Here is a 12,668-nt window from a genome sequence, read left to right on the forward strand (position 1 = left end):
TCGGAACACTGTCAACCACTCTCCGGAGCCCCGAGGAATGTTGGCATCGGCTCTTGTGCGGCCGGTTTCGTTCACTTAACCTCGCAGCAACATCGAAGCGCTTCGACGACCTGACGCGGCCGACCTCGGCCGCGCACCTCAACGCCTGCTTCGGATGAGTCCGTTACGCCAGTTCCACCTCAGACACCGCAGCCGACCGGCGGACGCCGCCGGGTGTCCTGGCGCGCCATGAAGGGTTGTGCAATGACGCCGAACTCCTCCTCCGTCCCGGGCCCGGGCCTGGGCTCCGTCACGAGCCGGAGGGGCTTCCTCGGCTCCACGGCACTCGCCGGGGTAGCGGTGGCCGGCGGTATGCCGCTGCTCGCCGCCTGCGGGGGTTCGCAGAGCGAGAAGAAGGACGGCACCACGTCGGGCAAGGACGCGCAGAAGATCCTTCCGACCTTCGTGGCGCGTGACGTGGTCGCTCCCGACATCCCCTCCAAGAACGGCTCACCGGCCGGATTCACCCGGGCGATCGCCACGACCCGGCTGAAGGCGTCGGTGGCCGGGAAGGCGGGCGGCGGAAGCCGTATCAGGGTCATGGCGCCGCTGTGGGGCAGCCCGCCGAAGAACGACAACCCTTACTACAGGGCGATGGACGACGCGATCGGCGTCACCACCGTCTGGCAGAACCAGGACGGCAACACCTACGACGAGAAGCTGGGCGCGGTCCTCGCGTCGAGCGACATCCCCGATGTGGTGGTCGTGCCCGCCTGGAACCTCACCGGGAAGATCCCGAGCGCCGTCAACGCCAAGTTCGCCGACCTGGGCCCGTACCTCTCCGGGGACAAGGTCAAGGACTACCCCAATCTGGCCGCCGTACCGACCGACGCGTGGCAGCGTTCCCTCTTCGGGGGTGCGCTGCGGGGCATCCCGATGCCCGCTTCGAACGTCGTCAACATCGTCCCCTTCTACCGGCAGGACATCTTCGAGAAGCAGGGCTACCGGCTGCCGAGGAGTGCCGCGGAGTTCCTCGCCTGGGCGAAGGAGGCGACCGCCGCCAAGGCGAAGGTGTGGGCCTGCGACGACATGAAGTGGACGGCCTTCAACATGTTCGGCGTACTGCCGGGCGGGGACAAGGCGCTGTGGTGGAACATGGCCGACGGCAAACTGGTCAACCGCATCGAGACCGAGGAGTACCTGGAAGCCCTGGAGTGGGTGCGCAAGCTGTACGCGGCCAATGTGGTCCACCCGGACAGCAAGGCGGCGCAGGGCGACGGGGGCAACCGGTTCACCTCGGGCCAGGTGCTCGTCTACAACCAGGACCTCTCCCACTGGTACACCAAGTCGGTCGAGCAGGCCGCCCAGAACCCCGGCTTCACGATGGGCGCGATGGACCTCTTCGGCCATGACGGCTCGGCTCCGCGGCTCTACGCCACCCAGCCGGCGAACATCTGGTCCTTCGTCAGCAGGAAGGCGTCGGAGACGGTCATCAAGGACGTCCTCGCCATCGCCGACTTCTGCGCCGCCCCCTACGGCACCCGGGAGCGGATGCTCACCGACTACGGCGTCGAAGGCACCCACTACACACTGCGGAAGGGCCTGCCGGTCAAGAACGACACCGGCAACCTCCAGGTCATGGGCGCCTTCGACTATCTGGGCGACCCCGCCGCGTACGTCGCCCACCCCGACCGGCCGGACATCACACGGCTCCAGGTCGAGTGGCAGCAGCGCATGGGCGCCTTCACCCGGAAGACGTCCTTCTACGGGCTGACCGTCACCGAGCCCAGCCGCTGGACCAACCTGGCCGACGACTTCGAGCAACTGGAGGACGACGTCGTGCGGGGCCGCAAGAAGGTCGCCGATGTGCAGCAGGCCGTGTCCGAGTGGAAGAGCAGGGGCGGTGACCAGCTGCGGGACTGGTACCGCAAGCTGCTCGACGACACCGGCTCCGCGGCCAACTGACGCACCGACACGCGAGGAGAGAACCGTGTCGCAGCACAACGCGGTACCCGGCGCGCGGCCGCCCGGGTCGACGGCGGCGTCCGCCGTGGCCGCGACGGCCCCGGCCCGGCGGTCGGGGAACACCTCGGCACCGCCCGGCCAGGACGCCGGACAGGCCGGAGGCGCCCGGGAAGCCGGGACGGCCGGCGCGGCCGGGGGCGGACAGAGCGGACAGAGCACGGGGACGGACCGGGGAGGACGGAAGGGCGGGCGCGGCGCGAAGGTGCCCCTGGCGGTCCGGTTCCGCCGGGACCGCACACTGGTCCTGATGACCGCGCCCGCCCTGCTGCTGGTCCTGGTCTTCACCTACATACCGGTCCTCGGCAACGTCGTGGCCTTCCAGGACTACGACCCGTACCTCAGCGACAACGGCTTCGTCGCCATGCTGGAGAGCCCCTGGGTCGGGCTCGAACAGTTCGAGCGGGTCTTCGCCGACTCGGCCTTCTGGCGCTCGGTGGAGAACACCCTCGTCCTGTTCCTCCTCCAGCTCGTGCTCTTCTTCCCGGTACCGATCCTGCTGGCGCTGCTGATCAACAGCATCATCCGGCCCCGGGTACGAGCCGTGGCCCAGGCGATCATGTACCTGCCGCACTTTTTCTCCTGGGTGCTGGTCATCACCGTCTTCCAGCAGATGTTCGGCGGCGCCGGGATCATCGCCCAGACGCTGCGCCGCCACGGCGTCGAGGGTTTCGACCTGATGACCGATCCGGGGATCTTCAAGTTCCTGGTCACGTCGGAAGGCATCTGGAAGGACGCCGGCTGGGGCATCATCGTCTTCCTCGCCGCGCTGTCCTCCGTCAGCAACGACCTGTACGAGGCGGCCGCCATGGACGGGGCCGGGCGCTGGCGGCGGATGTGGCACGTGACGCTGCCCGCACTGCGGCCGGTGATCGCGCTGCTGCTGGTGCTGCGCGTCGGTGACGCCCTCACGGTCGGCTTCGAGCAGCTCCTGCTCCAGCGGGACGCCGTGGGACTCGACGCCGCGGAGGTGCTCGACACCTATGTGTGGTGGAACGGCATCCGCAATCAGGACTTCAGCTATGCGGCGGCCGCCGGGCTGATCAAGGGTGTCGTCGGGCTGGGGCTCGTCTACGCGGCCAACAAGGTCGCCCATCTCATGGGCGAGCAGGGGGTGTACAAGAAGTGACGTCCGTGACTGCGGGTCCCGGGAAGAAGCCGGGCCGCTGGGCCGCCCCGCCCCGCCCGGTCTGGGAGGAGGCCCCGGGCAGAGCCGGACTGGCGGGCAAGGCCATCGCGCTGGCGGCCGCCTGCCTGGCGATCCTCTTCCCGCTGTGGATCGTGATCGTCACCAGCCTGTCCACCCCCGCGGCGATCACCGAGGCAGGCGGGCTGGTGGTCGTCCCCAAGGACATCACCTTCGTGGCCTACCGGGAACTGCTGGGCGGCGGCCAGGTCCAGCGGGCCGCGTTGGTGAGCCTGGGTGTCACGGTCGTGGGGACGCTGTTCAGCATGACGGTGTCGGTGCTGTGCGCGTACGGCCTGTCGCGCAGCGGATCGGTCGGGCACCGCTGGATGCTGATGACGCTGCTCGCGACGATGTTCTTCGGCGCCGGACTGATCCCGACCTATCTGCTCGTGCAGGCCCTGGGGCTGACCGACACGTATCTCGCGCTGATCCTGCCGAGCGCGGTGAGCGTCTTCAACATCCTGGTGCTGCGGGCGTTCTTCATGAACATCTCGCAGGAGCTGGTCGACAGCGCCCGGATCGACGGGGCCGGAGACCTGCGGATCCTGTGGCAGATCGTCATGCCGCTGTCCCGGGCCGTGCTCGCCGTGATCGCGCTGTTCTACGCGGTCGGGTACTGGAGCGCGTGGTTCAACGCCTCCATCTACCTCACCGACCAGGAGATGATGCCGCTCCAGAACGTCATGATCCAGATCGTGCAGAAGCAGGAGCCCCCGACCGGGCTCGGTCAGCTGATCAAGACGAACCAGCTGTCGCCGCTGTCGGTGCAGATGGCCGTCATGGTGCTGGCCCTGGTGCCGGTCGCGATCGCGTCGCCCTTCGTCCAGAAGCACTTCAAGAAGGGCATGCTCACGGGCGCGGTCAAGGGCTGACCGGCCGCCCGTACGCCGCCGCCCGGCATCCGGGGCGGGCGGCCCGCGCGCGGACGTCTGCCGGGGCGTGACCATCCCCCGCCCCGGCAGACGTCGACAGTCCGGCCGCTCCTCGCCCCCGTGACGTCCCCCGCCCCGCCGTCCCTCGCCACCTCTCCCACAGATCGAGGCATGCCATGCGCCCCTCTCCGCCGAGCAGACGCTCCGTGATCGTCGGCGGCGCGGCCTCAGCCGCGCTCGTCGCCGTACCCGCCCTCGGGCCGGGGGCCCAGGCGGCCCCGGCCGCCCGGCCCCCGGCGTCGGGAACCGTCTCCGGCGCCGCGCGCCCGTACCGCTGGCGCACCGCGGTCATCGGCGGCACCGGATTCATCACCGGAGTGCTCTTCCATCCCCGCGTGCGCGGACTGGCGTACGCCCGTACCGACATCGGCGGCGCCTACCGCTGGGACGACCGGACCGCGCGCTGGACGCCGCTCACCGACCATCTCGGCTGGGACGACTGGAACCTCCTCGGAGTCGAGGCCATGGCGGTCGACCCCGCCCACCCCGACCGGCTCTACCTCGCCGTGGGTACGTACTCCCAGCCCTGGTCCGGGAACGGCGCCGTACTCCGTTCCGACGACCGGGGGGCCACCTGGGCGCGCACGGATCTCACCGTGAAGCTGGGCGCCAACGAGGACGGGCGCGGCGCCGGGGAGCGGCTCCTGGTCGATCCGCGCGACAGCGCCACCCTGTGGCTGGGCACCCGCCACGACGGGCTGCTCACCTCGCGCGACCGTGGCGCCACCTGGGCGTCCGCCGCCTTCCCCGCCACCGGTTCGGCGACCGGTCAGGGCGTGACGTTCCTCGTCGCCGCGGGGCGCACCGTCTACGCCGGCTGGGGCGACGGCGACGGCGCCTTGTTCCGCACGGCCGGCGACGGCTGGGAGGCGGTGCCGGGGCGTCCCTCCGGCACCTCGGCGAAGGTCCCGCTCCGCGCGGCCTACGACACCGCCACGCGCTGCCTGTACGTGACGTACGCCGACGCGCCGGGGCCCAACGGCCAGTCCGACGGCTCGGTGCACAGGCTCGACACGACGACCGGGGGCTGGACCGATGTGACACCCGTCCGGCCCGGGCCAGGCGACACCTTCGGGTACGGCGGCGTCGCGGTCGACGTCCGGCGCCCCGGCACCGTGGTCGTCTCCACCAACAACCGCTGGGGCGCGGTCGACACGCTCCTGCGGTCCACGGACGGCGGAGCCACCTGGGTGTCCCTCAAGGAGTCCGCCGTCTTCGACGTGTCCGAGACGCCCTTCCTCAGGTGGGGCGGGGACGAGCCGAAGTTCGGCTGGTGGATCCAGGCGCTCGCCCTCGACCCGTTCGATTCGAAGCACCTGGTGTACGGGACGGGGGCGACCCTCTACGCCACCCGCGACCTGCGCCGTTGGGAGCCGTGGAGCCGCGGGCTGGAGGAGTCGGCCGTACGCCAGCTGATCTCGCCGCCGTCCGGTCGGGCGCATCTGCTCAGCGGGCTGGGCGACATCGGCGTGATGTACCACGAGCGGCTCACGTCGTCGCCCTCGCGCGGCATGGCGGCGAACCCCGTGTTCGGGTCGGCGACCGGGCTGGCCCAGGCCGCGTCGAGGCCGTCGTACGTCGTCCGGACGGGCTGGGGCGACCACGGCAACGGCGCGTACTCCACCGACGGCGGCCGGACCTGGGCGCCCTTCGCCGCCCAGCCCGCCCTCGCCAAGGACGCCCCGGGGCCGATCGCCACCAGTGCCGACGGAGCGGCACTGCTCTGGTCCTTCGCGCACTGGGACGGCACCCGTCACGCCGCGCACCGGTCACTCGACAACGGGGCCACCTGGAGCGAGGTCCCCTCCTTCCCCAAGGGCGCCGCCCCGGTCGCCGACCCGGTCGACCCGACGCGCTTCTACGCGTACGACACCGACTCGGGAAGCGTGTACGTCAGCACCGACGGCGGTGCCACCTTCACGGCCGGTGCCACCGGACTGCCCTCCGGCGATGCGCAGTTCAGGATCGCCGCCGCCCCTGGGCGACACGGCGATCTCTGGCTGTCGGCCAAGAGGAACGGCCTCTACCGCTCGGTCGACGCCGGACGCACCTTCACCAAGGTGTCCAGCTGCTGGGCGTCCTACGCCCTGGGTTTCGGCAAGGCGGCCCCGGGCGCCGGGTATCCCGCCGTCTTCCAGACCGGCGCCGTCGACGACTTCGTGGGCGTGTACCGCTCCGACGACGGTGCGCGCAGCTGGATCCGGATCAACGACGACGCCCACCAGTGGGGCTGGACCGGTGAGGTCATCACCGGTGACCCCCGCGTCCACGGCCGGGTGTACCTGGGCACCAACGGCCGTGGCATCCAGTACGGAGACCCGCTCTGATGCCCTCGCTCGACGACGCGACCCGCGGCCGCCCGGTCTTCGGCGGCGACTACAACCCCGAGCAGTGGCCGGAGGAGACCTGGACCGAGGACTTCCGGCTGATGAGGGAGGCGGGCGTCAACTCCGTGACGGTCGGTGTCTTCTCCTGGGCGAAAATCGAACCGCGCCCGGGGGCACGGGACTTCGGCTGGCTGGACCGGCTGACGGACCTGGCCCACGGACACGGGGTCGGTGTGGTGCTGGCCACCCCGACGGCCTCGCCGCCGCCCTGGATGGGTGCCCGTCACCCGGAGACGCTGCCGCGCGACGAGAACGGGCAGACGGTGTGGTGGGGTTCGCGCCAGCAGTTCTGCGCCAGCTCGCCCACCTACCGGAGGTACGCGGCGGCCATCACCGAGGACCTGGCGGCGCGATACGCCGGTCACCCGGCGCTCACCATGTGGCACATCAACAACGAGTACTGCACGCACTGCTGGTGCGACGAGACGGCCGCGCACTTCCGCCGTTGGCTGCGCGCCCGGCACGGCACGGTGGAGGCGCTCAACGAGGCGTGGGGCACCGCCTTCTGGAGCCAGCGCTACGACGACTGGGAGGAGATCATCCCTCCCCGCCGCGCCCAGTACAGGCGCAATCCCGCCCAGGAGCTGGACTTCAGGCGGTTCACGTCCGACGCGCTGATGGAGTGCTACGTCGCCGAGCGCGACATCGTCGCCCGGCACACCCCGCTCGTGCCGGTGACCACCAACTTCATGCCGTTCTGGTCGGGCCAGGACGCCTGGGCCTGGTCGGCCGAGGAGGACGTCGTGTCCGTCGACATCTACCCGGACCCGAAGGACCCGCTCGGCGGCCAGTACAACGCCATGATCGGTGACATGACCCGGTCGCAGGCGCGGGGCCCCTGGATGCTGATGGAGCAGGCGGCCGGACCGGTCAACTGGCGCGAAGTCAACCACCCCAAGCCCCGCGGCCTGAACCGGCTGCTGTCGCTGCAGTCCGTCGCCCGTGGCGCCGACGCCGTCTGCTACTTCCAGTGGCGCCAGTCCCGGCAGGGGGCGGAGAAGTTCCACTCGGGGATGCTCTCGCACGCCGGCGAGCGGGGCCGCACCTTCCAGGAGGTCAAACGGATCGGCGCCGAACTGGCCCTCCTGGAGGACGTGGTCGGCACCCGCGCGACCGCCGGCATCGCCGTCCTGCACGACTGGAACTCCTGGTGGGCCGGACAGCAGGACGGTCGGCCCTCCCGCGAGGTCGACTACCAGCGGCTCGTCCGCGCCTGGCACCGGGCGCTGTGGGAATCCGGCCTCGCCACCGACTTCGCCCACCCCGAGCACGACCTGCGCGGCTACCGGATGGTCGTCGTGCCCCATCTCTACCTGCTCACCGACACGGCGATCGACAACCTCGTCTCGTACGCGCGGGGCGGCGGGACGCTCGTCTGCGGCTTCTTCACCGGCGTCGCCGACGAGCACGACCGGGTGCGGGAGGGCGGGATGGACGCGCGGCTGCGGGCGTTGCTCGGGATCGGGACGGTCCACGAATGGTGGCCGCTGGACCCGGATGAGAGCGTGTCCTGCGACGGTTTCGACGCGACCCTGTGGTCGGAGGAGCTGTCGACCGACGGCGGCGAGGTGGTGGCGGCGTACCGCGGCGGTGAGCTCGACGGGCTCGCGGCGGTGCTGCGTGCGGGCCGCGCCTGGTACGTGTCCACGCTCCCCTCTCCCCCGGCCCTGCGCGCGCTGCTCGCCGGGATCGCCGAGGAGGCGGGGGTACGGCCGGTGGTGGAGGGGCTGCCCGAGGGGGTGGAGGCGGTGCGCCGGGGCGAGCTGCTGTTCGTGCTGAACCACGGCCGGGAGCCGGTCACGGTGACCGTGCCGGGGACGCACCATGACCTGCTGACGGGAGCGGAGGTGGCCGGCCCGATGGAACTGGAGCGCTTCGGCGTGGCGGTTCTGCGGGAGACGGCGGCGGGGCGGGCGGTCGCGTCGGGGACCGCCCGGTGACCGGCGGCGTCCCGGCGTCCCCGGCCGGAGGACCGTCCCCGCTCGTCACCCCGGCCCCCTCCCCCGGCCGTGACGCGCCGGTGCACGGCACGTGGGAGAACGCGCCCGCCGGCCGCTGGGAGGACGCCTACCTCACCGGCAACGGCCGCCACGGCGCGATGGTGAGGGGCGATCCGGACGACGAGCGGGTCGTCGTGAACCATCACGCGCTGGTGCGGCCGGTGGACCGGGCCGGCTCCTCGCCGCCCCGGCTGGCCGCCGAGCTGAGCGGGGTGCAGGACCGGTTGCTGGCCGGTGACACGGCAGCGGCCGAGGGGTTCACGGACGGCCGCGAGCTGCGCTGGGTCGGCGCGTTCCACCCCGCGTTCCAGGTACGGGTGCGCCGGGAGGCCGAGGAGCGGGTGACGGGCTGCCGGCGCGCCGTCGACTTCTCCACCGGTGTGGTGAGCTCCGGCCGCACGGGCCGCACCGGACGGGTGTTCGTCTCCCGGGCGGACGACGTGGTCGTCCAGTACGTGGCGGGGGCTCCGGTCACCGCCACGGCGGCGCTGGACGAGCGGCTGCCGGGTGCGCCGGGCGCCCTGTCCGTCGGGCGGGCCACGGTGCTCACGCCGGAGGGCGCGCTGCTCACCCTGCGCGCCCGCTATCCCGGCACTGAGCTGTCGTTCACGGGGGTCACCCTGGTCGTCGCGGACGGTTGCGCCTCGGTCTCCCGGGAGGGCGTCCGGGTGGCGGGGGCCACCGGGATGCTGCTGCTCACACGGGTGCGCCGGCACACGGGGGAGCTGGACATCCTCGCCGAGGCGGCGTCGTTGCGGGGCCTGCTGGAGGGCGCGGGGGCCGCCGAGGCGTACGCCCGGCTGCTGGCGCGCCACGAGGAGCGGCACCGGAGCGCGTACGAGCGGGTCGTCCTCGACCTCGGCGGCAGTCCCGCCGACCGCGCGCTGCCCGGCAGCGAGCTGCTCCGCAGACCGGACAGCCCCGCTCTGGCCGAGCGGCTCTTCGCGGCCGGCCGCTACCATCTGCTCTCCGCGAGCGGCATGCTGCCGCCACGGCTGGTGGGTCTGTGGACCGCCGACTGGAACACCGCCTGGTCGGGGGCGTTCACGACCAACGCCAACCTCAACCTGCAGACGGCGTCCGCCGCCGCGGCGGCGCTTCCCGAGGTCACCGAGGCCCACGCGGCTCTGGTGTACGGCCAGTTGGCGGACTGGCGGGACAACGCCCGGGCGATCTTCGGGGCCCGGGGCGTGGTCGCCCCCTCCCACTCGGACGGCACGTCGGGTCACACGTACCACTTCCAGCGCCCGTACCCGCTGCATCTGTGGACGGCGGGGGCCGACTGGCTGCTGCGTCCGCTGGTGGAACACGCGCAGACCACCGGCACGACCGACGCCCGGCTGGCCGCCGCGCTCGGCGAGGTGGCGCTGTTCTACGAGGACTTCCTCACCCGAACCGGCCCCGACGGCAGGATCGCGATCGTCCCCTCGTACTCCCCCGAGAACCGTCCCTCCAACGCGAGCTGGGGGACGGTGAACGCGACGATGGACATCGCGGCCGCCCGCCACGCGCTCACCGCGGCGGCCCGGTGCCACCCGGAGCGGGCCGCCCGGCTCACCGCCCTGGCCGAGCGCCTGCCCGACTACCGCGTCAACGAGGACGGCGCCCTGGCGGAGTGGGCCTGGCCGGGGCTGGCCGAGACGTACGACCACCGCCATCTGAGCCACCTCTACCCGGTGTGGCCGCTCGGCGAGATCAATCCCTACGACACGCCCGGCCTGGCCCGCGCGGCGCACCGTGCGCTGGAGCTGCGCGGGGCCGAGAACGACTCCGCCCACGGCCATCTGCACCACGCGCTGATCGCGGCGCGGCTGCGCGACGGCGAGCGGGCGGCGGGCGCCCTCGACCGGGTCCTGCGCGGTGACTTCTTCCACGCGTCGTTGATGAGCTCGCACTATCCCGGCCGCGACGTCTACAACGCCGACGCGGCACACACCCTGCCCGCCCTGCTCATCGAGATGCTCGTCCAGTCGACACCGGGCCGTCTCGTTCTGCTGCCCGCGCTCCCGAAGAGGTTCCCACGCGGGGCGGTGCGCGGGGTGCGGACCCGGTTCGGCGCACAGGTCGACCTGGAGTGGCACGAGGACGGCTGCACCGCGACGGTGCGGCCCTCGCGCACCGTGCGGATCGACCTGAGGACCTCCGCCGGCTCCCGGCCCCTCGAACTGGTCGCCGGTGAGGACCGCGTGCTCACCCTGGGCCCTCGGTAGCCCGCGTTCCCCCGCCCCCGTCCCCCCTCGTTCCGCCGTTCTCCCGGTTCTCCCGGTTCTCCCGGTTCTCCCGGTTCTCCCGGTTCTCCCGGCCTCGGTTCCGGGTTCTCCCCCCATGGAAAGGCACCCCATGACACGACGACGTTCCGCCCGCAGGCTCCGGACGGCGCTCCTCGCCCCCGCGCTGGCGCTCGGCGCCACGATCGGGCCGGCCTCCGCTCCGGCACAGGCCGCCGTCTGGAACAGCTGCGACCAGTGGGGCAACACCTCACTGAACGGCTACACCCTCTACAACAACATCTGGGGCTCCGGCGCGGGCACCCAGTGCACCTGGGCGAACTCCGGCACGCAGTGGGGCGTGTGGGCCGATCACCCCGACACGGGAGGCATCAAGTCGTACCCCAACTCCAAGAAGGTGATCAACAAGTCGATCACCTCCCTCACCACGCTCACCAGCAGCTACAACGTCACCGTGCCCTCGTCCGGCGCGTACAACACCGCGTACGACATCTGGGACAGCGACTACGACTTCGAAGTCATGCTGTGGATGAACCACAACGGTGCCGTCGGCCCGCTCGGCACCTCGCAGGGCAGTGTGACGCTCGGGGGGCACAGCTGGAACGTCCACAAGGGCCGGGTCGTCAACGCCGACGGCTCGTACCACGACGTGTTCTCGTTCCTGCGCACGTCGGACTCCACCTCCGGCACGGTGAACATCCTTCCCGTGCTCAAGTGGATCAAGGACACCAAGGGCTGGTGGGGCAACGAGACCATCGGTGACGTCCAGTTCGGCTACGAGGTGACCTCGTCGGCGGGCGGACTGAACTTCACCACCAACAACCTCACCGTCTCCTCCGGCTGAGGCACAGCCGGCACCTCGGCGTCAGTCACGCGGGTCCCCGGGCACGGCCGCCCGGGGACCCGTGCTTTCGCGCACGGTCAGCTCGGGCGCGATCAGGACGACCTCGTCCGTACCGCGTCCCTCCAGTTTGGCGACGACCTGCCGCACGGCGTACTGCCCCATCCGCTGCGCGGGCACGGCCACCGAGGTGAGGGGTACGGAGGCGTGCGCGGCGACCTGGTCGGGGCAGATCGCCACGACGGACACGTCCTCGGGGACGGCGCGGCCCTGCTGGCGCAGCAGCGCGAGCAGCGGGTCGGTGGCGGCCTCGTTCTGCACGATGAACGCGGTCGTGCCGGGGCGCTCGTCGTAGATCCGGGCGAGGGTCGCGGAGACGGCGGCGTAGCTGCCCTCGCAGGGGCGGTGCAGAAGCCGCAGGCCGAGTTCGGCGCTGCGCCCGCGCAGGCCCGCCAGGGTGCGCTCGGCGAAGCCGGTGTGCCGTTCGTAGACCGCGGGGGCCTCGCCGATGACGGCGATCTCGCGGTGACCGAGTCCGGCGAGATGGCCGGCGCAGAGGGCGCCCGCGGCCTCGAAGTCGAGGTCGACGCAACTGAGTCCGCCGGCGTCGGCGGGGAGCCCGATGAGGACGCCGGGCCTCATCGCCTCGCGCAGCAGCGGCAGGCGGTCGTCGTGCAGTTCCACGTCCATCAGGATCATCGCGTCGGCGAGGGCGCTGCCCTCGATGCGGCGGACGGCGGCCGGCCCCTCCTCGCCGGTCAGCAGCAGGACGTCGTAGCCGTGCGCCCGGGCGGTGGTGGCGACCGCGATGGCGATCTCCATCATCACCGGCACGTACATGTCGGTGCGCAGCGGGATCATCAGCGCGATGATGTTGGACCGGCTGCTGGCGAGGGCGCGGGCGCCCGCGTTGGGGTGGTAGCCGAGGTGCTCGATACTGCGCTCGACACGCTCCCGCGTGGAGGCCGAGATGGACCGCTTGCCGCTCAGGACGTAGCTCACCGTGCTGGCGGAGACTCCGGCATGCTGAGCGACATCGGCAAGGGTGACCATTCAGCTCTCCAAGACAAGACCCGATGAAGCGTTTCGA

8 protein-coding genes are annotated in these 12,668 nt (G+C 71.8%); 7 read left to right on the forward strand and 1 reads right to left on the reverse strand.

Going from position 1 to position 12,668, the window contains the following annotated elements:
• The first annotated feature begins 243 nt into the window (after positions 1-243).
• From PUR26_RS33825 to PUR26_RS33855, 7 genes are all read left to right on the forward strand, one after another.
• On the forward strand, positions 244-1,944 hold the full coding sequence (locus PUR26_RS33825; RefSeq protein ID WP_329878644.1) for an extracellular solute-binding protein: 1,701 nt from the start codon (positions 244-246) through the stop codon (positions 1,942-1,944).
• A gap of 25 nt (positions 1,945-1,969) precedes the next feature.
• Positions 1,970-3,130 carry an ABC transporter permease gene (locus tag PUR26_RS33830; RefSeq protein ID WP_329878646.1) on the forward strand — a complete coding sequence of 387 codons (1,161 nt, stop codon included), beginning with the start codon at positions 1,970-1,972 and terminating at the stop codon, positions 3,128-3,130.
• Between the two features lie 5 nt (positions 3,131-3,135).
• Positions 3,136-4,062: a carbohydrate ABC transporter permease gene (locus PUR26_RS33835; RefSeq protein WP_443077256.1), complete on the forward strand. Its 927-nt coding sequence runs from the start codon at positions 3,136-3,138 to the stop codon at positions 4,060-4,062.
• 176 nt (positions 4,063-4,238) lie between these two features.
• A complete protein-coding gene (locus PUR26_RS33840; RefSeq protein ID WP_329878649.1) occupies positions 4,239-6,449 on the forward strand; it encodes a sialidase family protein in 2,211 nt (736 codons plus the stop codon).
• Positions 6,449-8,449: a beta-galactosidase gene (locus PUR26_RS33845; protein WP_329878651.1), complete on the forward strand. Its 2,001-nt coding sequence runs from the start codon at positions 6,449-6,451 to the stop codon at positions 8,447-8,449. Before PUR26_RS33840 ends, PUR26_RS33845 begins: the two co-directional genes overlap by 1 nt.
• Before the next feature lie 80 nt (positions 8,450-8,529).
• Positions 8,530-10,719: a glycosyl hydrolase family 95 catalytic domain-containing protein gene (locus tag PUR26_RS33850; protein ID WP_329878847.1), complete on the forward strand. Its 2,190-nt coding sequence runs from the start codon at positions 8,530-8,532 to the stop codon at positions 10,717-10,719.
• A 130-nt stretch (positions 10,720-10,849) separates the two neighbouring features.
• Positions 10,850-11,581 (forward strand): glycoside hydrolase family 12 protein, encoded by a 732-nt coding sequence (locus PUR26_RS33855; RefSeq protein ID WP_329878652.1) that lies wholly within the window; start codon positions 10,850-10,852, stop codon positions 11,579-11,581.
• 21 nt (positions 11,582-11,602) lie between these two features.
• On the opposite strand, the gene PUR26_RS33860 is transcribed toward PUR26_RS33855, so the two are convergent.
• Positions 11,603-12,631, reverse strand: a complete 1,029-nt coding sequence (locus PUR26_RS33860) for a LacI family DNA-binding transcriptional regulator (protein ID WP_329878654.1) — start codon at positions 12,629-12,631, stop codon at positions 11,603-11,605.
• Positions 12,632-12,668 lie beyond the last annotated feature (37 nt).

The organism is Streptomyces sp. SP18CS02, assembly GCF_036322365.1.
GTDB lineage: Bacteria > Actinomycetota > Actinomycetes > Streptomycetales > Streptomycetaceae > Streptomyces.

Bases quoted from the DNA above. Each gene is read 5' to 3' on its own strand.
- PUR26_RS33860 (WP_329878654.1), bottom strand. From the start codon at position 12,631: ATGGTCACCCTTGCCGATGTCGCTCAGCATGCCGGAGTCTCCGCCAGC.
- PUR26_RS33825 (WP_329878644.1), top strand. From the start codon at position 244: ATGACGCCGAACTCCTCCTCCGTCCCGGGCCCGGGCCTGGGCTCCGTC.
- PUR26_RS33840 (WP_329878649.1), top strand. From the start codon at position 4,239: ATGCGCCCCTCTCCGCCGAGCAGACGCTCCGTGATCGTCGGCGGCGCG.
- PUR26_RS33845 (WP_329878651.1), top strand. From the start codon at position 6,449: ATGCCCTCGCTCGACGACGCGACCCGCGGCCGCCCGGTCTTCGGCGGC.
- PUR26_RS33855 (WP_329878652.1), top strand. From the start codon at position 10,850: ATGACACGACGACGTTCCGCCCGCAGGCTCCGGACGGCGCTCCTCGCC.